The organism is Planctomycetaceae bacterium (genome assembly GCA_041398825.1).
In the GTDB taxonomy this organism is placed as follows: domain Bacteria; phylum Planctomycetota; class Planctomycetia; order Planctomycetales; family Planctomycetaceae; genus F1-80-MAGs062.
In genome coordinates this window covers 1-21964 of sequence record JAWKTX010000015.1, presented here as the reverse complement: position 1 = coordinate 21964, position 21964 = coordinate 1, and the positions used below count along the sequence as shown (strand labels likewise).

At 54.4% G+C, this 21964-nt stretch carries 14 protein-coding genes, 1 tRNA gene and 1 pseudogene; 5 read left to right on the top strand and 11 right to left on the bottom strand.

The genetic code is table 11. From position 1 onward, the window contains the following. Positions 1-299 precede the first annotated feature (299 nt). Positions 300-1571 carry a polysaccharide pyruvyl transferase family protein gene (locus tag R3C20_22215; GenBank protein ID MEZ6043220.1) on the top strand — a complete coding sequence of 424 codons (1272 nt, stop codon included), beginning with the start codon at positions 300-302 and terminating at the stop codon, positions 1569-1571. A gap of 74 nt (positions 1572-1645) precedes the next feature. On the opposite strand, the gene recG is transcribed toward R3C20_22215, so the two are convergent. From recG to R3C20_22165, 10 genes and pseudogenes are all read right to left on the bottom strand, one after another. Continuing rightward, positions 1646-3760, bottom strand: coding sequence for an ATP-dependent DNA helicase RecG (gene recG, locus R3C20_22210; GenBank protein MEZ6043219.1), 2115 nt, complete (start codon positions 3758-3760; stop codon positions 1646-1648). A gap of 47 nt (positions 3761-3807) precedes the next feature. Beyond that, positions 3808-4953, bottom strand: a complete 1146-nt coding sequence (locus R3C20_22205; protein MEZ6043218.1) for a methyltransferase — start codon at positions 4951-4953, stop codon at positions 3808-3810. A gap of 457 nt (positions 4954-5410) precedes the next feature. After that, on the bottom strand, positions 5411-6538 hold the full coding sequence (locus tag R3C20_22200) for a peptidylprolyl isomerase (GenBank protein MEZ6043217.1): 1128 nt from the start codon (positions 6536-6538) through the stop codon (positions 5411-5413). Positions 6539-6998: 460 nt separating this feature from the next. Further along, positions 6999-8630 carry a dicarboxylate/amino acid:cation symporter gene (locus tag R3C20_22195; GenBank protein ID MEZ6043216.1) on the bottom strand — a complete coding sequence of 544 codons (1632 nt, stop codon included), beginning with the start codon at positions 8628-8630 and terminating at the stop codon, positions 6999-7001. A gap of 35 nt (positions 8631-8665) precedes the next feature. Next, positions 8666-9737: pseudogene (locus R3C20_22190) on the bottom strand (DUF1553 domain-containing protein). A gap of 22 nt (positions 9738-9759) precedes the next feature. After that, positions 9760-10011, bottom strand: coding sequence for a DUF1553 domain-containing protein (locus R3C20_22185; GenBank protein ID MEZ6043215.1), 252 nt, complete (start codon positions 10009-10011; stop codon positions 9760-9762). Beyond that, positions 9998-10384, bottom strand: a complete 387-nt coding sequence (locus R3C20_22180) for a DUF1549 domain-containing protein (GenBank protein ID MEZ6043214.1) — start codon at positions 10382-10384, stop codon at positions 9998-10000. The genes R3C20_22185 and R3C20_22180 overlap by 14 nt, the downstream gene beginning before the upstream one ends. Positions 10385-10463: 79 nt before the next feature. Then, complete coding sequence (locus R3C20_22175) at positions 10464-11294, bottom strand: c-type cytochrome domain-containing protein (GenBank protein ID MEZ6043213.1); 831 nt, start codon at positions 11292-11294, stop codon at positions 10464-10466. Positions 11295-11584: 290 nt separating this feature from the next. Continuing rightward, on the bottom strand, positions 11585-12934 hold the full coding sequence (locus R3C20_22170) for a DUF1501 domain-containing protein (protein MEZ6043212.1): 1350 nt from the start codon (positions 12932-12934) through the stop codon (positions 11585-11587). A gap of 53 nt (positions 12935-12987) precedes the next feature. Beyond that, positions 12988-16062 carry a DUF1553 domain-containing protein gene (locus R3C20_22165; protein MEZ6043211.1) on the bottom strand — a complete coding sequence of 1025 codons (3075 nt, stop codon included), beginning with the start codon at positions 16060-16062 and terminating at the stop codon, positions 12988-12990. Between the two features lie 425 nt (positions 16063-16487). Here R3C20_22165 and R3C20_22160 point away from each other — a divergent pair, with 425 nt between their 5' ends. Beyond that, positions 16488-17339 (top strand): amidohydrolase family protein, encoded by an 852-nt coding sequence (locus R3C20_22160; GenBank protein ID MEZ6043210.1) that lies wholly within the window; start codon positions 16488-16490, stop codon positions 17337-17339. A gap of 230 nt (positions 17340-17569) precedes the next feature. Here R3C20_22160 and R3C20_22155 read toward each other — a convergent pair whose 3' ends face one another. Further along, the gene (locus tag R3C20_22155) at positions 17570-19048 is read right to left on the bottom strand and encodes a DUF1501 domain-containing protein (protein ID MEZ6043209.1); all 1479 of its coding nucleotides are present in this window, start codon (positions 19046-19048) and stop codon (positions 17570-17572) included. Between the two features lie 319 nt (positions 19049-19367). Between R3C20_22155 and cmoA the strand changes: the two genes are divergently transcribed. The 3 genes from cmoA (at position 19368) to R3C20_22140 (ending at position 21777) form a co-directional block, all read left to right on the top strand. Beyond that, complete coding sequence (gene cmoA / locus R3C20_22150) at positions 19368-20144, top strand: carboxy-S-adenosyl-L-methionine synthase CmoA (protein ID MEZ6043208.1); 777 nt, start codon at positions 19368-19370, stop codon at positions 20142-20144. Beyond that, a complete protein-coding gene (gene cmoB / locus R3C20_22145) occupies positions 20141-21118 on the top strand; it encodes a tRNA 5-methoxyuridine(34)/uridine 5-oxyacetic acid(34) synthase CmoB (protein ID MEZ6043207.1) in 978 nt (325 codons plus the stop codon). The genes cmoA and cmoB overlap by 4 nt, the downstream gene beginning before the upstream one ends. Positions 21119-21703: 585 nt before the next feature. Next, a tRNA-Met gene (locus R3C20_22140) sits at positions 21704-21777 on the top strand. The last annotated feature ends 187 nt before the right edge of the window (positions 21778-21964 follow it).

The following is a 21964-nucleotide window of genomic DNA, read 5'->3' as shown; positions in this document are numbered from 1 at the left end:
TGGAGACCTGAAAACACGACGGTCTACAGCCGTCCAGCGTGCCTGTCTCGATTTTTCAACGGACCGATTAGATTAGGCGGGTGCAGGGGACGTGTTCTTTCTTCTGCCCGGCCGTTGGAAACCGGTTGGGATGAACCAACTGGTGTGGATTTGGGCCGAACGGAAACCTGGGTTGGTCAGATTCCCGTCATCGTCGCGTCGCGTTCAGTTCAGTCTTTGAACAGAGCATTTGAAGGACTGATCGGTTAGCATGTTGATGTTGTCCAGTTAGCGCCATTCAATTTAGCAAGTGCCTTGTCATGCCATCGTTTCGACGTCGAGAATTCCTGTCTGCTCTGGCCATCGGAGCAGTCAATTGTCCGTCCGTTTTTGGGGCCAGTCGCCGCCCCGCACATGTTTTATTGCGGTCTTCCTGGCAGACGGTCAATATCGGTGATATTGCTCATACACCGGGCGTCCTGCGAATTCTTGAAACTCACCTGCCGGAGATCGACGTAACCTTATGGCCAAGTCGCGTAGATAATGGCGTAGAGAAATTGCTTCAGGATCGATTTCCCAGGCTGAAGATCGTGAAAACTTCGGATGATCTGAAGCAGGCGTTTAACAACTGTGACTTTCTGCTTCACGGATCAGGCCCTTCACTCGTGGCCGAAAAGGATGTCATTCGCTGGAAAGAAGCGACCCGGAAGCCCTATGGCATTTATGGGATCACCCTGCCGTCGCGGAATTCAACGTCGACAAGTTCAACGTCCGAAGAATTAATGGCCCGGACAATCGATGTGCTCAGCGAAGCTCGATTCGTATTTTTTCGTGACTCGCATTCGCTTGCACTGGCCAAACAGAAAGGGTGCACGGCTCCCGTGATGCAGTTTGGTCCGGATGGTGCATTTGCCTGTGATTTGAGGGATGACGAACGGGCTGGGAATTTTCTGAGACAACATCAACTGGAAGCGGGACGGTTCCTGTGCTGCATTCCCCGACTTCGCTACACACCTTACTGGACGATTAAGAATGTGCCGTTCGACGAGGTCAAGCATGCACGCAACGAAGCCATGAAAGAACACGACCATGCTCAATTGCGGAAGTCGATTGTCCAGGTCGTTAAAGAAACCGCTTTGAAGATTCTGCTGTGCCCGGAAGATCGGACGCAGATGACCGTTGGTCGGGAAATGCTTCTGGAACCACTGCCAGAGGAAGTGCGAAAACGCGTCGTCTGGCGGCCGGACTATTGGCTGACGGGTGAAGCCGTCAGCACTTACACCCAAAGTGCGGGGCTGTTCGGCAACGAAATGCACTCACCCATCATGTGTATTGGACACGGCATACCAGCAATCGTTTGTCGCTGGGCAGAGCAGACATCCAAGGGTTATATGTGGGAAGATATCGGGCTTCAGGAATGGCTGTTTGATTTGGACCAACCCGGGGATGTTGAGCATATTGCGCCGACTGTCCTGCAGATGGCGCTGCAGCCGGACGCCTCAAGACTCAAAGCCGAGGCTGCCCGGAAACGCGTAGAAGAATACCAAAGCAGCTCCATGGATGTCCTGAGAAGCGTTCTGGCATCTCTTTAGACTTCCTGACACGCTTCGGCACTCTTGTCAGACTGCCTTGAAGAAACAGTGGCTGCGCTCTTCTTTAAGCCGTCTTAACCTGTCTGAGGCAGGTCCAGCGCTTCGCCGAATCGATCCAGAACCGTCGTCTTCAGTGCACGGAATTCCGGTTGGTCGAATGCTTCGGAATCCACCAGATCCTGAGCCATTCGGCGGGCAATTGTCAGCAGGTGAATATCCCTGACGGGATTCGCAACCCGCAATGGCATCGAACCGCTTTGCCGCAGGCCGAGCACGTCTCCAGGCCCGCGTAATTCGGCGTCCTTTTCCGCGAGCTCAAATCCATCGGATGACTGCTCCATGGCACTCAGGCGTTCCACCGCATCCGGGGTCTCGGCATTTGAAAACAGGAAGCAGTACCCCTGAAAACTGCCTCGACAGATCCGGCCTCGCAGCTGGTGAAGTTGTGCCAGCCCAAATCGTTCTGCCTGCTGGATGACCATAATGGTGGAATTTGGAACATTGACGCCCACTTCAATGACAGTTGTAGAAACCAGTATGTGTGTCTCTCCGGATCGAAAACGGTCCATGACTTCGTGCCGCTGATCGCGATCCATTCGGCCGTGCAGTAATTCCACCTTCAGTCCGGAAAGTTCTCCCGCCGTCAATTGTTTGTAGACGGCCTCTGCCGAAGCGGTGTCGTCTTCGTTCTGTTCTTCAATACGGGGGCAAACGACGTAGGCCTGGCGACCGATGCCAATCTGCCGACGAACAAAATCCCAGGCTTTTGCCTGATCTGCTTCATCCTGGACACGTGACGTGATCACTTTCTGACGACCAGGTGGAAGCTCTCGAATCAGCGAAACATCCAGGTCCCCGAATCGCGTCAGGCACAGGCTGCGAGGAATGGGAGTTGCCGTCATGACAAGCACATGCGGACTGAACGTGCCACTGGCAAACCCGGCACGTTGCCGAACACCGAATCGGTGTTGTTCGTCGATGACAGCAAGAGCCAGTCTTCTGAAATGAACGGCTTCCTGAATCACTGCCTGGGTACCGATGACCAGACTGATGTCTCCACTGGCAATTCCCGCCAGTCGATCTCTGCGCTGAGCTGTCGTCAGTCCCCCAATCAGAAATGTCCGCTTCACCCGACTTTCGGCAAGTAGCTCATTAAAGGTTTCCCAGTGCTGCGTAGCGAGCACTTCTGTTGGAGCCATCAGAACCGTCTGAAATCCGGCGGCAACGGCCGCCAGCATCGCGTAAACAGCGATGGCCGTTTTTCCAGCGCCAACATCGGCCTGCAGCAGTCGGTGCATCGGTTGGTTATTCCTGATGTCGGCTGTAATTTCACTGATGGCAGAATCCTGTCCCTTCGTGAATCGAAAGTCGAACAGCCGTCGGATTCTGGCATCGACCTTCGCGCTGACCGGAATCGGTTCTGCGCGAAGTCTGTGATTCCAGATGCGACGACGTAATGCCATTCCTAACTGAAACTCCAGCAAATCATCCAGAAGAATGCGATGACGTGCCGCGTTGAATTCTTCCATCGAAGCGGGAGCATGCAGCCATTTCAGCGCGGTTTGCAAATCGGGAAGCCGATGCCGCTCACGATAAGCCTCCGGCAATCCGTCAGGAATGAAATGGGCGTAGTGCTCGACGACGGAACGCGTCATACGCCGCATGCCGTCCATCCGGATCCCATCAGTGAGTGGATACCGAGGGAGAACCCCCGTAGCGTTTTCGATATCGTCGTCATCGGACAACACATGAACGCGCGGGCTGTTGAACTGCCATTGCCCGTTCTTTCTCTGAGGCTTGCCACTGAAGACCAGATGTTGATTATCAAAATACTTTCTGAAGATCCATGGCTGATTAAACCAGACACCCCGTACAAAGTGGCCATTGCAGTTCAGCATGATGCCAACCAGAGTCCGGCCTTTGGACAGAAATCGTGTGTCGCGATCGACAACCCGACCGTGGACGGATTGTTCCACATCAGGCTCCAGGCGTGGGACAGCACGAACGTCCGTAAAGTCGTTCACACTGGTCGGCATATGAAACAACAGGTCCTGAGCAGTTCGGATGTTCAGATTCGCGAGCAATTCAGCTCGCCTGGGGCCGACTTTTGGAACAAACTGAACCGGTGTCATCAATGGATCTGACGATGATTCACCTGCAGAGGAAGTGCTGTTTCCGAACGTTGTCATAGCAGTAGCGGCTGTGCGAACGATAAATCAGGGGAAGCCTGGCAGAATCATCGCTTACGAGCGGTCAGGACATCATATTCACCAATTCGGTGAACCTGGACATCGCGAAACAGCTGGTTCAGTCGGGCTTCGTGCCAGTCCGTAAGTTTGGTCACCAGGTGAATACGTCCACCTGGCCGCAAGGCAATCCGAGCAGACTGAATGAAGACCTCTGAAATGCGGTAGTCAGAATAGTACGGAGGATTCGTCAGGAACAGATCCCAGCTGTTCGGTTCCGGAATGATGGCATCTGAGGCCAGCATCGTGCTTACGTTGTTCAGTCCATTCGCCGTCGCGGTCCGGCGAGTCGATTCGATGGCTCGAGTATGACTGTCAACCGCCAGCACCTGTGCTTCCGGATACTGCAATGCTGCAGCTGCGGCCACGGCGCCACAGCCACATCCAAGATCAACGATTTTCCTCGCATCAAATGCGCGGTTTGGTTCGTCGTCCGACGGGACCAGAAGGTCAAGAGATCGAATGAGCGATCTCGCGCCTCCATCGACTTTGCGGTGGCTGAAGACTCCCGGGCGACTTCTGACGGAGACAAGCTGTTCGCGGAAACGAAATGCAAAAGTCGAACTGAAATCTTTTTCTTTCTTTAAGTGTTCCTGCTTTCTGGCGATGTATACGACACCGTCTCGATGGCTTGAAACCGTGACTTTGTCAAAGATCGAACGAAGTTGAGCATGCAGCCATTTGTCTTTGGGATTGTTGGTCGATGCGACAAGTCGACCACCCAGCTTCAAACGCAGGTGGCAGATCTGAAGCAATTCCTGAGTCTGTTCGGCCGAGCCAATCGCATTGGTCGGGAAAGCAATACTGTCATAGGGCCCGGTCGGGGGATCCACATCGCACAACAGGCGTACTTCCATCTCCGTTTTTGAGTCTTGCCCCAAACTCAGGAGGGCGAAGTCTGAAATCGCCGACGTCTGTTCGGCGGAATCCGGATCCATGGACCGACATTCAGAATGAAATGTCTGAAGTGTCTGAAAGAAGAAATGCTCTGGCGTAAAGAATGTATAACTGAAATCTGGTCGCGTTTCGCGTAGTCCCGTGGCGAGCGTCGTCCCATTGAGCAGAACAACCAGAACATTCGGTCCCAGCAACTCCCCGCACGCTTCAATGATCAGTCGATCGGCTACCGACTTCATTTGAATGCCGTCCGCATGATTGTCTTCGCGCTTTGCACGACGCGATTTGGATGAACGGGACGACGGACCAGAACTGCGAGAACGATTCATATTGATGGCTTGAGCGGCCGAAGCAGAATGCTGTACTGAGGGCAAGTATCAGGAGTGAACAGACGATGCCGTATGACCGCAGGAACGACGAGCTGCTCTTTCTTCCCGCATCTTAACGCTCTTCCGGCCAGTGTCTTCTTTGGGCAGGAGAAACTGCCTGAAGTTTTACAGACGGTGTCAATTTCAAAGGGACTGCATCGATGCGCTGCCAGTGATTTTCTGGCGGTCCGGAACGCCGGAGGAGGCAGACGGAGACAGAGACGCGAGCAGCATCTGTCCCGGGAACCGACTGCATCGCGAGATTATTGCTGCCGAGTACTGAATTCGAAGGACCAGCTAAAGCAGGAACCAGTAGTCATTCGCGACTTCAGAACTGCGTGTGGCCGCGAAATCCTTCATCGAACATGGTTTCGACGGTGGCTTTGGCCATCAGGTCGTCGATGACACGATCTTTGGCCGCTTCGGCCTTTTCTTTCAGGATCGCCTTTTCAATTTCTTTCTGCAGGTCTTCGAACGCGACAGTCGTCCGGCTGCGGTGGCTGGTGATATAGAAGAGTTCAAGTCGATCCTCACGCGTCAGTACGCGTGTCATGCGACCTTCCGGTAACTGAAACAGCATTTGTTCCAGTTCCTTATCTGCGAAAGATCCCTGCTGAATCCATCCAATATCGCCCTTCTTTTCTGAGCTTAATGCGTCTGAGAATGCTTCGGCAACATCCCCGAAACTTCGTCCGGATTCCAATTGTTTCAGAACCGACTGCATGACTTCGCTCGCACCTGTCTGACCTCCGTGCGAATCGAAGCGAACAATAATCTCCGCGACACGCACCTGTTCTTCCGTCGTGTAATCGTCGATGTGTTCGCGATAATACTTAACCATGTCTGTTCGATCGACAGACTTTGGAGGATTAGCCAGTGTGGCAATGTAACCGTTGACCATTTGAACCCGCACAAACTGATCCCTCAGTCGGGCCACTGTCATCCCCTGACTGGCGAGCAGCTCTGCAAACTCCTGGTCGGAGTTCAGCTCACGTTCGGCTTTGATGTTTTCTGTAATCTGCTGAAACATCGGTTCCAGGGAATCTGTAATCATCTTCTGACGATCCGCAGGAACTTTTTGCCGGAGTGTCTGCACGACCACTTCCTGACGGACGTAATCCGGCAACTGTTTTTCCAAATGCTGACGCAGGAGATAATTCCGCTGATCTGTCGTCAGTTCGCTTTTTGATTCGAGCAGCTTTCGGTAGTCACCAGCAACGTCATCCAGGAAAACCGGGCGGCTATTGACCAGAGCCACGATTGTTGTCGCGCTCATTGGTGCTGTGCTGGTCGGCGAAAAACCGACGGGCTGCACGCCTTCATCTGAAAGACTTGCCATTCCCACCCCACGATCGCTTGAAGCACTGTTCACCAGAGACTTGCGAGGCGGAGCATTGTCGAAGACCGGATTGTCGACTTTGATCGTTCGTCCGGTGCATCCGGTTGTCAGCACCATCAAAACCCACAGAACAGCCCCTCGAATAGAATGGCGGGCCCGCGGGCAGCGCATGCCCGATGGGATGAAGAGGTTGCTGTCTGGTAGATGAATCACAGCCACAGAGACACCGGACAATGAGAGGATGGCTGGAAGAACGTGCTGAAGTGGACGGGCGTGATCAGAGGGAAAAGGCGCGAGACCTTCCAGCTTCCCTTAGCTCATGCGAAGAAACAGGCAGAGTTATAAAGGCATTCCGAAGATCGGATCAAGACCGCTTTCGCTTCGTAACGTCAGTGGTTCCATGGACTTTCGTCGGCAGATTCTGCCGAATACACAGCCTCAGAGTTTGTTCCCTGTGAGGTTCCGGCATCGCTCTCAAAAAACACCTTGCGGGAGGTACACAGCCGACGATTTGCGGGTCGCAAAATTCGTTTCTGTTGATCGGCCGCAGGCTCGCAACGTGAGTCTCGATAGGCACTTATGACTCGGATTGGGGCGAATTCGTCACCCGATCAATGACGGCACACCCACACGAATCACTCCACACGTTCACGGTGGTGCGGCACATGTCCAGGATTCGATCCACTGCGATAATGATGCCCTGTGATTCCAGAGGCAGCCCGACAGCCTGCAGGACAATGGCCATCATGACCAGTCCTGCGTGTGGAATTCCTGCAGCGCCCACACTGGCCAGCAGGGCGGTAATCGCGACCGTGATCTGCTGCGCCAGAGTCAGATCAAATCCCGGCGTTGCCTGTGCGATAAACAAAACTGCGACGGCTTCGTAAAGAGCGGTGCCATCCATGTTGATCGTTGCCCCCAGAGGCAAAACGAAGGAACTCGTGCGATTGGAGACACCGGCCCGCTGTTCCACGCAACTCATGGTCAACGGCAACGCTGCATTTGAAGAAGCGGTTGAGAATGCCGTCAATAGTGAAGGCGTCATCGCCTTCGCAAATGCCACCGGACTGCGTCGCCCGAAAATGCGAACCAGAACTGGAAGAGTCACACAGCCGTGAATCAACAACGCGAGGAAGACGGTGATCATATATTTGGCAAGGATACCGAAGATCTCAAATCCCTGAGTCGCTGTTGCATACAGCATGAATGCGAAGACACCGATCGGAGCAAATCCGATAATCCACGTTGTCATTCGCATCATGACATGAAATGCCGCATCGAAAAAATCTGCCAGTCGCTTTCCCGAATCGCCCCCCACGACGTTGATGAACATTCCAAACAGAATTGAGAAAGAGATGATGGAGAGGAATTCGCCATTTGCAAACGCCTGCACCGGGTTTTGAGGAATCATTCGAAGGAGCTGCGCAATCAGGATTTCTCCCAGGGTCCCTTCAGGAGAAGAGATCGTACGGCCGCCGCCCGGCAGTGTTGCGCCGACTCCGGGCTGAATGATGTTGACCAGAATGATGCCGGTGGTAATCGCCAGAAGGCTGGTGCCGAGGTAGTAAAACAGTGTCCGCCCGAACATACGCCCGAATCCGCCGTGTGCACCCAAGCCGGCGACTCCTGTGATCAGCGAAGTCGCAATCAGAGGCACCGTCACCATTTTTAACAGGCGAAGAAACAAATCGCCGATAAACCGGACCAGTGAGATCACCTGGTGCGTGACTCCGGGCGGATGTTCAGTCGCAATCTGCTTCCAGAAGGCTGGCAGCTGATCAATTTCTCGTGCCGAAAACTGGCTGACTGCGGGAACCTCGTTGTGTTTCCTCTGCCAGATGACGGTCGTTCCGCTCATTTCGTGCTGAACACGGGCGACACCATCGGTGACTGGCACCTGCACGGTATCGTTTTCTCCCAGCAGCTCCATCAGTCGGGGATAGCTGCGTCGAAATTCATCGTCACTTGCAAACGATTCACGAAATAGAATGGCGGCCGCATCACCATCCTCGGCGCCCGTGACGGTTTCCTGAACCGAAATCCCCTCATCAGAACGGGTCACCTGAAGATGAACATCCTGTGTGAGTGGAATTTTGCCGGGATTCAGGGCCAGTCCGATGACCGTCCCAACCACCATGGCTGCCAGAATTCGGAAATGGAGAGGCCAGCGCTGGCGCTGCGTTTTCGACGGTTCGGTGTGGGGATCCATCGCCAGATGATTTCCTTGACTGCGGTCCGGACGAGCTAGTCAACAAAAACGAATTCGTTGGTCAGCATCAAAGTTTGCGCAAGCTGAGACCACGCGTCCAGCAACGGCTGAGATTGTTCGCGCCCGAAATCCTGTTCCGAATTCCAGGTCCGGATCACATTTCCGTTCACTGAAGGTACCAGCTGAATGGTCCAGTTGAACGAATCAAATGCACTACTCGCCCGACAATCGGCGACAAAATCGATCCATTGCCCCGCCTGCAATTCCACAGAAGGAACATCGATCGACGCCGACGAATTGTGCACGACGGCATCACCCAGGAGCCGTCCGTCGGATACGATCAACCTTCCCCGAACACCATCGCCCTGTGCAGCGGGATGTCCCAGTTGACTCCTGACGGTAACTTGACAGGAAGTATCAGTCTTCCATCGACGAATCACCGAATGATGGATGTCGTTGCCCGTGTGTCCGCCCCCTTTGTTCAGAGTAAGGTGCCCCAGTGTCGGATCCGGAAACTGGTTGCTGCCTTGCCAGCGACCTTTCTCGTAATGCCGGAATCGCGTAAATGACGTGACGACATTTGTGCCTTCATCAAGAGCCCCCCAGCCGTAGCTCCACCCCGACCGCTCATCGGCTGATGCCTGTTCACTGGCGAACCCATCCAGGAACGCCTTAGCATCTGCTGCTTCCGTCTGTGTTGCCGGACGCTGAAGGATCGTTAGAAACAGTTGCTGAATTCGCTGTTCGTTATTGCCGCCATAATCGCCCGAACTTTCTGTCCGCCGAGCGGCCGCTTCTGCCTGTTGCATTACAAAGCTGTTGTTCCACTGGAAGAGTGCTTGCTGAGGGACCGTCGTTTCGAAACGTTGCAGCGTGCGTATCCGGGTTGGCAAGATCAAACGTGCGAAACACGCCGGGAAGGTTTTGTCGATCGATACGAGCGTAAACAGTTCGCCGCGGCGGCACATCGGCGGCGGTAATATCCACAGATGTCCCACCAATTGTTTCGTCCAGCCGGCCGGCGACCATCAGCATCGAATCCCGATGAGCTTCGAAGTCCAGTCGACGACGATTCATTCGGCAGAGCAAACGATTTTCCGGATCCACAGAGAGAGCATCGGGCCGTGGATCACTCGAACGAAGGAAGGTTTCCGATGGCTACAATCTGCCGGATGATCGACTTGTTCGACCAGTTGTTCTGCATGAACTGAACACTCAGGTAGTCAAGAAGTTCCGGGTGCGATGGCGGATCCGTTCGCACTCCGAAATCGCTTGGCGAATCCACCAGACCACGCCCGAATAAGTGCATCCAGATACGATTGACAGCAACCCGTGCTGTCAGCGGGTTGTCTGTGCTGGCAATAGCTTCAGCGAGTTCCATTCGTCCACTGCCAACTGAGAACGACGGGGCATCGCCCGCCAGCATAGACGAAATCGCCCCTAGGGACACGGTCGCCCCGATTGCCAGAGTTGGCCGCGAAGAAAAATGACCGGTTCGACAGGCTTTTCCCGATCAACAGCCTCAGATTGGATGGCTCATTGCCAGGTCGTCGGATGAATCGAAGACGCCATACGAAGTAGTAATCCGCGGCAGGAATTGGATCGAACTTGTGGTCATGACATCGGGCATCAATGGTTAACCCCTGCATTCCGCGAATCGTTACGTCGATTCGATCATCAATGATGTCATGCTTGTTGTTCAGAAACCGACGTCCCAGTGTCAGGTATCCCATGGCTGCCAAGCTGATTCCCATCATCCGAACCCGGCATCTGATCGGCAGCGATCTGTCGTTTCAAATTCGTCGTAAGGCATGTCGGCATTCAGGGACCGAATCACCCATTCGCGAAACTTCCACGCTTCCGGGTATTCTCGATCTGCTGTAAAGACATAACCACGCGTGTCAGAATAACGTGCGATATCCATCCAGTAGCGAGCCCATCGCTCACCATAGTGGGGCGACGCCGAAGCTGGTCCGTGTACTGATTTATCCAGGCCTTCTTATCGCCAGCCGCCTTTTCCGCTGCATCATAATCACCCAGTGCTGGCGGCAGGCCAGTCAACGCATACGAGAGACGACGAACCAGAGTTCGAATGTCTGCTCCTGGTGACGGATGCAGCTGTTTTTCTGACAGCTTCGATGTAACAAAATAATCCACCGGATTCATGGCATCCGGGACCTGAGACAGATCCGGCATCACAGGCGGTTGAAACGCCCAGTGCTGACGCCACTGTTCTGCCCGCTGGATTGCGTCGGCTTCCAGATTTGCTGTTTCCGGCCAGAAGGCTCCTTCGCTGATCCATCTGGTCAGGACAGCAATCGATTCATCCGGTAGCTTTGACGAAGGCGGCATCTGGACATCGTCTTCCGCGTGCTGAATTACCTGAAGCAGACGACTTTGAGTTACCGATTCCAGGTCGATCAGCTTCACATCACTGACAATGGCCTGAAGTACCTGTTGTCGCTGATCAAGCCGCAGTTCGCCTTCCTGTTTCTTCGGCCCGTGGCATTCGATGCAACGATCCAGGAGCAACGGTCGAACATGCGTTTCGAAGAATTCTTCTTTCTGTCGGTTGTCTTCCACTGCCTGAGCGTTAGCGTGGGACGCAGCAAATGCCGCGTTCGACAGAATCAAGCCGAAAACGAACAGAGACTTCCATCTCAAAATCGGCCTGCGGCCCGAAGGGCAGTGGAAATGATTTGATTCCGAAATCATGGGGCAGCAATTCTTTATGAACCTGACGCAGAACGCGTCGCAAATTGGCTGGATAGTACTTGGCGGGATGCCACGTGGCAGGAAATCATGGGTGGGGACAGCCGCTGTGAAAGCCTGTCACAGAAGCAAGAGTCCGGGCGGTCCATCCATCATGGAATCAACCCGGACAACGACATTGTACACGTTCGGATACGGAATTGAAAAACTGCTTTTCCCACTTCCTGTGTCCGACATCGTGGTCACGAAAATAGTTTCGCGACAGGGATCCCGTTATCGGTCACCGGAACAGGTCGGTCTCCGTCGTAGAGGTATCTGGATGGGTCAATACCAGCAGCTGCGCAGATAGTGGCGAAGAAGTCCGGCACAGAAACCGGGTCAGAAACGATTTTTTTGGACAGTTCGTCTGTCTCACCGTACGCGCCGCAGTGCCGCAGTCCGCCCCCTGCCAGCACGCAGGTGAACGCTCGCCCCTGATGACCCCGACCGCCTGCACTGTCAAATTCCGGCGGGCGCCCGAATTCTGTTGTGATGGCAATCAAGGTCTTGTCCAGCATTTTCAGACGCTCCAGATCCTCAATCAGCGTCGCGACGGCGGTGTCCAGTTCCTGAATCAGGGCATGTTGCTGCAGGATGCCCTGATTGTGGACGTCCCATCCCGCGCCATTCAGGAAATTCAGATTGTGAGAGACCTCAATAAACCGAACGCCGCGTTCGGCCAGCCGACGGCTCAGCAGACACCGCTGACCGAATTCCCCTCCGTAACGATTTCGAAGGTCATCCGATTCGCGGTCCAGTTCGAACACCCGCTGGAATTCCGGACCACTGAGTTTCAAACTTGCAGCGATCGTTGCTTCGTAGTCCTGTAACTTTCGATCCGCCGCCTCACGCGTCTCACCAATGGCGTTCAGAAATCGTTCACGTCGAGACTGTCGTTCGGCATCGATGCCCACCGCTGGTGACAGCCCCGCCGGACCTTTGCTGGTGTCAGTCAGGTAAAGATAGCCTGCAGAAGATCCAAGAAAGCCCGGGCCACGGGTCACGTTTGGATAACCGATAAGTACATAAGCTGGTACACCGGGTGCGGCAGGGCCACGCTCATGAGACACGATTGATCCAATCGATGGATACGTGATCGTACCTGAAACCGGACGGCCCGTATGCATTCGGTTCGTTGCCGCCGCATGCTCATCGATCATTTCGTGATGCACGGAGCGAATCGCTGTCACACGATCCATCAGTGGTGCTAAGTTCTTCAGATGTTCACAGACGTGGACACCATCGACCGCAGTGGGAATGGATGGGTAATACGCACCCGCTTTTCGTGTTTTGGGATCCCCCAACTGTTTTGGGTCAAAAGTGTCGATCTGACCCATGCCGCCGCCGAGCCAGATCGAAATCACATGCTCCACGCCACCCTTCGGCAGATGGGCAATGTCCGTTTCCTGTGCGGTCGACACTCCGGACATCAGGGGATTTGCGAAGCCAACAGCAGACCCCGTGGCGGCCATCGCAGAAAGACTCTGACGACGATTGACCTGCTGAACATCAGCCCGACAACGATCGACAGGGTGATCAGAAAAAATTGGCATGACGGAATACTCAGTCCAGGAATTGGTTTGACGGGTTTCAGGCGACATCGAGATCAGGGAACCCAGACAAATTCGCCGTGATTAATCAGACTCCAGATGAAATCTTCGTAGATCTCGCGCCATTTGGTCTCCAGACGTGGATCCGTCGGCGGCCCCTGTTTGACGCGTCTTTCGTGTTCCTGCTGTATGACAGTTGTTTCAGAACGCAGGTGATTGAACCATGTCACCAACGGTAGCGTTTCCGGTGGCTTGGGGAAGGATTCGGGATCGACGGTAAGAACGCGATTCGAAAATCCCTGGCTCAACGCTTCAGAAAACAAAATTCGTTCACGATCTGTGGGGTATCGCGACAGCAATCGCAGAAACCATTCTTCAACAAGTTCATCGGGCGACGCTGATTCGAGTGCCAGCCTGGCAACTTCACTCTGAAACGAAGCTCGTGACAATGCCGCGGTGAGGGAGCCATTCGCCAGGATCCCCGGCTGCAGTACGTTCGGATCGGATTCGCGGACCTGAATGGGCTGCTGCCGATTCCCGTTCCAGCCGAATGCTTCCAGGACATCCACGATGGACTGGGCCCCTGGTAATGCGAGGCTGGGACGATCGCGTTCGTTATTCAGACTGGCGAACATCCAGGCGCGAGTCGGCTGGCCCAGGGTCTGACGATGACCGAGAGCCCGCTGACCATCGTAGACAAACGTCAGTTCCTCCGTCTCCATCTTCCTGCCCGTCGCTGCAAACAACGAATCCACAATCTGCTCGGCCGTCAGACGACGACGATCGGGAGCATTGAAGAATCGTCCGGAAGCGGTCGATTCCAGGTTTGCCCCCAGGGCTTCGCGCATGTAGCACTCGGATGTCATCACAATGTGAACGATCGACATCAGGTCGTAGTCGTTTCGGACAAGTTCATCGGCAAGCCAGTCCATCAGTTCAGGATGACTACAGTCACGGCCTTCCCAGTCATGAACGGGCTCAACCATTCCCGCGCCCATCAATCGCTTCCAGACGCGATTGACCAGGACGCGAGGAAATCGACGATTGAAGGGGCTGGTCAGCATCACCGCAAACTGCTCACGTGTGTCGTCAGAATCCTGCAGGATGTGACTGAGCTGTTCTGCATAACCCTGGTCCAGCAAATCCTGAAACGGCCAGACAGGCGGCACGGGTTCATCCGGCTTCAGAGTGGCTTCAATCAGCGGCTGCCGACCCTTCCTTTCGAAGAACGCCGCAGGCACTCGGCTGCTTGCGGGCACTGTCACGACCTTGCGGTCGAGCATTGCGGCCATCGAATACAAGTCGCGCTGGAGCGTACTGTGATACGGCGAATCGTGACAGCGTGCACATTGAAGATCAATCCCCAGAAATGCTCCTGAAAGGATGTGGGACTTGGCGGCCAGGGGCGCATCGCTCTCGCCGGACATGCCAAATGCCGCGCTGCCACCGGTTTCCGCACTGCCTCGCATCATCACCAGTTCCGTCACCATGCGATCCATCGCTTTCCGATCGCGAAGTGAATCATGAAGGAACCAGCGGAAGGGGCCTGTACTTCCCATGGACTGGTTGATCAGCGTTGGGTTCTCAGCCAGAACATCCTGCCAGTAACTCATCCAGTGATCAGCAACCGCTTCGCCGTTCAGAAGATGCTTGACAAGAGTGCGTCGCTTGTCGGGAGACGGATCAGCGAGGAAAGAACGGACTTCAGACGGATTTGGTGGAAGACCGATCGCGTCCAGATACGCCCGACGTACAAATTTCTGATCATCGATGACCGCCGCCAGTTTGAGTTGCTCAGCAGCCACCGGCCGATTCGGCCACGTGGCCCCTTCAGCAATCCATCGTTCAAGCGTTGCGATCTGTTCGGTCGTTAAGGGGGTATCGGTTGGCGGCATCGCTCCACTACGAACTTGTTCCATCAGTCCACTGGCATGCGGATCGCCCGGGATAACGGCTGCCTGGCCGGATTCGCCAGCCTTCAATATCGCGTCGCGCGAATTCAACCGTAAGTCGCCCTTGTTCTTGTCTCCATGACACCGAAAGCAGTGGTCTCGAAGAATCGGAAGGACCTGATCATGGAACAGCTGGGATTGCTGACTGTCCAGATCTGATGACTGGTGCGCATTTCGAATTTTGGCATGAATAAAGGCGTCGACCGGATGAACCCCTTCCGCAGGGGGTGAGTCGGGCGACTTCTTTACCCACGCGCGAGCAAGTTCGTGCCGTCGGTCCCAGTAGTCCGCCATACTTTGAGAGGCCGCCCGGCGAGTTTCATCTTCCAGTGTCCTCAGTTGGCCTTCGATGCGTTCCAGCTCCGGTTCAATGACTTTGTCTGTCAGCGGCAATGGTCCGCGTTCCCCTGGCCGCAGGATATGATAGGTCGATTGGTCTGCGGATAACGTCGCCACCAGGACCTCGCCGGTTTCTGTTCGACGCCCGGGACCCCCAACGAGGATTTCCAGCACAACACGATGCCGGAGCGGCTGACCTTCCCCGCTCGCTGCCGCCGTGAAATCTCCTGACACTTCCTGCTGGCGATAGCCATGAACACGATGGCCAGGCAAGGGCGGTTTTGCAAGCGGCGTCACTGGTTGCTCACCATCCGGTGGCTTTGCAGTAATCGCTTTGGTTTCCGCGACGACCTGATCGTCGATCCACAATCGAGCAAGTCCGCGCGCTCGAAGCAGAAAATGATGATGACCAGGTGCCAGAAGAACGTCAGATGTCACCGTCAGAAGCACGGGACCCTTCCAGGAATCCCGAATCCCCCAGTCGTCATAACAACCGGGAATTCGAGGGATCAGAAATGAATCGCCCGACCACCGAAATGCTTCCGTCAACGGACTCTCTGACTTGAGCCATTGATTTGCAGACGGCATCTGCTCCACCAGCGTCATGGTAACTACGCCGTCCGGCACGGTACCTAAAGGCATCTGAATCGCATCAGAAATCACTGGCTCGACCGATTCCGCAGGTGCTTTGGATGCGGGGGCATCCTGAGCCCATGTCGCCTGTACAGGAAGGCTGAATGCAAATACCGTCAGCCACAAATTCAGGAGTAAGGTCCGCTGAACAGGCAAGCCTGGTGCGGAAGAGCATTCTGGTTTGGTGGTAAAGATTCGGTAGGTCATGACCAGCAGTTCGGAAATAAGACTTCGGAAGGCAGAACGCTTTATCAGGAATCTGATCCAAACAGAATTTACACTCGATGGATGCTGGCGACAAATTTGGCCGAGCATGCAGCAACGAACATAGCCTCCAACCCAAAGCGATCGGGCGGCGGGAAATCTCCGGTCCGGCCTTTGAGAAGTTACAGGCAACGAGCGACGCCTTCCTTCAGGAGAATCTAATCGATTGGGTATCACTGGTAACGCCAAATCACCAGATTATGGTGTCGTTGCCAGCATAACTCTCCTGCCCCTGGCAAAATCGTTCCAATGAGCGGACAATGGCAGACTGCGAAGGCCACGGGTTTCTGTGTCATGCAATTCTGAATCCCTGATTGTCGCATTTGTAATGTGCTTTCGACTTCTTTCGTCAACGAAAGGTTCCGGGAATGAAAAAAGAAAATTTGTTGCCGGGACTACCAACGGGCGCAAGGCTCCGTGGATTCCGGATCTGGGATTCCTATTTCACGCCAGCCTTTGCCCATCCGGGATCGGACGGCAGCGACAAGCTTCTGGCCGATTTCGAACGATCCCGACCGGCGATTGAAACATTCAAAGTTGAACGATTATGTTACTTCAGCCATGTTGGCATCGGCACTACAACGGACGCTGCGTTCGAATCGTTTGCATCGCAACACGCTGAAGCCCTGCTGAAGCCGCTTTCGATTCACGGTGATTTGCTGATCATGATGATCCAGCTGAATGCCAACAATGTTGCAGCCTCCCTGGACGCTATGAAACGATGGTTGCGAGATGGGCCGGCGAAGGGCGTTTACTTTGCCGGAGGTGGTCCCGGTGCACGCACTTGTACAGATGCGGGATGCCGGGAATTGATCGAAGCCGCCATCGATCTCGAAGCTGTGATCATGCAGCATACCTGGTTCAAGACGGGTGGCAAGCAGGGACCTGGTGAGTCAACACCCGCGGAACTCGCAACCGTCGCCAGCCATTACCCGCGGCAAAAATTCATCTGCGCCCATGCAGGGGGAGAATGGGAGCAGGGGCTCCGTGCCATTCGTGACGCCCCGAACGTACTGGCGGAAACCAGCGGCTTTGATGCCACGGCAGGATTCATAGAAATGGCCGTTCGGGAAATTGGTGCAGACCGTATCGTCTTCGGAAGTCACCTTCCAGGGCGTTCACTGGGGACGGAGCTTGGTAAGGTACTGGGAGCCGACATTTCAGATGCCGACCGATTCCGGATTTTGGGGGAGAACTTTCGGCAGCTTCTGGAGGCGTAGATACCTTCGAACCGTTATCTGGAACACGCGTTCGCTGTCGCCCGAAAGGCTGGCTGCCGTGCATCAGTAACCTGAACGGGATGAACTCAGCATCCTGAACTAAATGAATAAGGCCGAACTAAATGAATAAGGCCGACGATTCATCTCTCTGGGTCTGGTCGCCCATGCCGCTGAAGCCGAACCTGACGGCGAACGAAAACTCTGCTCGCCGTCAGGAACCGTGGACTCAATCAGGCGAACAGATCCATGACGGCATCGGCTTTGACCATCTCACGTGGCTGGTTCAGGTGGTTGTAAATCGTCTGACGTGGATACATTCCCACGGCATGATAGATAGTGGCCAGCAATTCTCCCGGATGGACAGGGGCTTCGGCTGGTGCCGATGCGGTTTCATCGGACTTGCCGTGGACATAGCCACGACGGATGCCAGCACCAGCGATCAGACCAGTGTAGCAGTAGGGCCAGTGATCTCGACCATCATCGCTGTTGCTGTTGCCGGAGGTGCTGACGCCACGTTTCGGACTTCGACCGAACTCACCGATCGCAACAACGAGTGTGTCCTTCAGCATTCCGCGATCATCCAGGTCCTGAAGCAGTCCGGATAAACCGGCATCCAGCATCGGCGCTGACTGATCTTTCATTCGCTTGCTCAGCCCTGTGTGGACGTCCCACGAATGGTTGTCCGAATTGGCTACCTTAGGCCAGTTCACTTCCACAACTCGCGTTCCGGCTTCGACCAGTCGTCGAGCCAGCAGACAGCTTTGTCCAAACGTGTTGTTGCCGTACATGTCCCGCGTTTCCTGTTTTTCGGCCGACAAATTGAAGGCCTCGCGAGCACGACCGGAAAGAACAAGTCCAAGTGCTTTTTCGTAGTATTCATTCAGGGCATACTGTTCCACGGCACGATCCAGCTCCTTCATGCCCCCATTCACTGTCTCTCGCAGCGAAGCCCGACGGCCTAGTCGATCCATGGGAATTTCTTTGCGCAAAGTCAGATCGTCGATTCGGATTTTCTCCATCTTCGCCATATCCATGTCATCACCCGTCGGATACAGGTAATACGGATCGTAGGCGCGGCCAAGGAACCCAGCTGTCCCCGCTTTACCGATGACGTTACTTTCCTGAAGCGGTCGCGGCATCATGACATACGGAAGCATCGGAACTTCCGGTGGCATTTGCTTGATGATATGACAGCCGAAGTTCGGAAAATCCTTCGGGCTTGGGGGTTCGAGCTGTCCGGATGGGCTCACCTTGTCCGCCGTGTAACCTGTTAGCATCTGGTAGATGGCTGCAGTGTGATTGAAGAGCCCAACCGGCGTATAACTCATTGAACGAATCAACGTTGCCCGATCAATTTGCTGAGCCAGCTTTGGCAGCAATTCCGTGAACTGAATTCCCGGAAGTTTGGTATCGATATTGGAGAAGATACTCTTCACGTTATCCGGAACGTTGGTCTTCGGGTCCCAGAGATCCAAGTGACTTGGCCCGCCCTGCAAATAGATCAGAATCACGCTCTTGGCGGATCCGAAACCCTTGCCACCATAACGAGCTTCTTCGTCTGAAATCTCCGCGCCAGCCCCGCGGGCCGATGCCTGTAGCAGTGAAGCGACACTTAATCCGGTCAGGGCGGAACTGCCAATTCGCAGCCATTCGCGGCGCGAGTACCCATCACATGTGTCTTTTCCAAATCGACCTGGGATCACAAGCATGAGTCACTCCGGTATTACGTAGGCTGAAGAAAACTTCGGGAAGCTGAAGCCCGGCGGTGGTTTGAGCCATACCGGGCTGCAGGATTCTTGAGGGTTCGGAAGGAAGGCGTTGAATTCGGGGGTGTGCCCTTCTCATTGGCGAGAGACCGTCAGTCTACCCGGCGAAAACCCGGTTTGGCAATTGTTTCCCGGTAATCGGGGGTGATTGTCGGACGGATATCACCGCATAATCCCTTTGGTCGTTCTGTCTTTCCACGCTTCGAACAGTCGGATTTCCTGCCGTCTGCCCCACATCTGCCTGCAGTGATACGCACAAAATATGGCCCGTGACGACATCTACTTGCTGCCGATGAATCAGGTGGGCAGCTTTGTCTTCGACGAACACGTCGTGAATGTCTTTCCCGACATGATTGCGAGGTCTGTGCCCGGATACGCTTCGATTTTGTCCATGATCGAACAACTGGCCTCGCGATTCGTGACGATGAATAGTCATGTCTACGACCTTGGATGTTCTCTGGGGGCCGCCACCCTTTTGATTCGTCGGCAGGCGAAAGAAGGCTGCGTGATCCATGCCGTCGATAGTTCTGCGGCCATGATCGATCGATTGCAGCAGATCCTGAAAAGGCAGGATACTGACAAGTCGGGGCTGTGTGAGGTTGTCGCTCAGAACGCGGATATCCGTTCGACACCAATTGTCAATGCCTCGTTTGTCGTTCTAAATCTCACGCTGCAGTTTATTGTGCCGGAAGAACGTGCAGACATTATTCAGCGGATTCATGATGGCATGCTGCCGGGAGGAGCATTGTTGATATCGGAGAAGATTTGCTTTGATGATCCGGCCCAGCAGCTGCTGATGACCGAATTGCATCACGATTTTAAACGCAGTCACGGCTACAGTGATCTGGAGATTGCTCAGAAGCGAACGGCCATTGAAAACCGTTTAATACCAGAATCGCTGCAGACCCATGTCGACCGGCTTTCTGCTGCCGGGTTTTCAATCGTTGCTCCCTGGTTTCAATGTTTCAACTTTGCTTCCATCCTGGCTGTAAAGACGACGGACTCGCGCGACGCTGGTACCGGAGCAACAGCCGAATGAAACTCTTCGACCGTGAAGCGTTGTTCCGGATGTTGACAGAAGCCGGGGGCGAAGACTGGGTCCAGAAATTGCGGCACCAAACCAGCGCTGCATTCGAAACAGAAAAACATGGTCTGCTGAATCAGTGGGTCGATGCGTGGAGCAGGCTGCCGCCCGCTGCTGAAGGATCGGTTGTTGATGCCTCCGGCGATGCTGTGACGGTGACCGGGGCTCAGGTGGCAGACGTCCATTCAGCAACGCAAACATTGATGCAGTTCCATCCCTGGCGGAAAGGACCGTTTCGTTTTCACGACATTTCCATCGACACAGAATGGCGATCCGACTGGAAATGGAATCGCATCGCCTCCCGAATCAGTCTGCAGGGACATCGGGTCCTGGATGTTGGTTGCGGAAACGGGTACTACGGCTGGCGGATGCTTCACCAGGGTGCAAAGTTTGTCTGCGGGCTGGACCCATTCCTGCTGTATGTCATGCAGTACGAAGCGATCCGCAAATATGCACGCAGCGATCAGCACAACTACGTGCTGCCGCTGGGGGACGACATCCTTCCACGGCAATTGAAGATCTTCGATACCGTATTCACTATGGGAGTGCTGTACCACCGGACAAGCCCGGTTGATCATCTGCAGGCGATGGCGGGATGTCTGAAAACCGGCGGTCAACTTGTCCTGGAGACTCTGATCATTCCAGGCGATGATCATGAAGTTCTCGTGCCCGAGGGGCGCTACGCCAAAATGCGAAATGTTTGGTTTATCCCCACGGTTCCAATGTTGCAAAGATGGCTGCGTCGAACGGGGTTTCACCAGATTCAGGTGGTGGATGTCACCCCAACAGCCATTCTCGAACAGCGGTCAACATCATGGATGACATTCGAATCGCTGGCAGACTTTCTGGACCCGACTGATCCGTCAAAGACGATTGAAGGATATCCAGGTCCACGGCGGGCAATCGTTCTGGCTACGTTGCGGAAGTGACAACGACTGGCTGCGCTGCAGACAAACGCGCCTTCACACAGATCATTCTCTGCGTGTGCGGAAATCATGTCTGGTCCGAGCATCCGTGACGACATCAGAATTTCGTCGGCTGACGTGAATTCATACACGCTGGAGTCGCGATGAAACGAGGTTTATTTGGTATGAACAGACCTGACAGGACCTTGCGAAAGATGAACCGAACAAACCATCCTGCGATCGATCGCTGCGGGTGATCGGTAATTCCCTTGTGTTCAGAACACTCCGAAAACGATAACCTTCGATTTCGTTTCCTTGTGTTGTGTAATGCGATCGCAGCAATTCTTGCAGTGGTATCGGGCAGGTGAGGTTTGAGGAATATTCGCGTCGAAGGTGGTTCAGGAGACAGTCGACGGTGAGAATCAGGAAAACTCTTGAAAAAGTGGCTTCACATCCATCTGATTGCCGATACCATCCCGCATCTCAGCTCGTGCAGGGAAAGAGCCAGCACGATTTAACACCAAATAGTTCAAGCGAAAATGACGCAGCGGAGTGATTCTTTCACAACGTTGCGAACCCAACACGGTTTCCCGTGTTTGAGTACATTATCGCGGGGTGGAGCAGCCTGGTAGCTCGCGAGGCTCATAACCTCGAGGTCGTCGGTTCAAATCCGGCCCCCGCCATTCCGCTATCCGGGGAATCAGAGATGTGAATCTCTCCCCCGGATAGCCGAGACTTAACACCATCGATTGTGTCAAACGTAAGTTGAACACGGTCGATGGTGTTTTTCATTATCCGCTGCAGTTCGTCATTCGGCACCGTTTCCATCCGATCGGCCAGACTGGCCAAAGCATCGATCAGCTGTCGTTT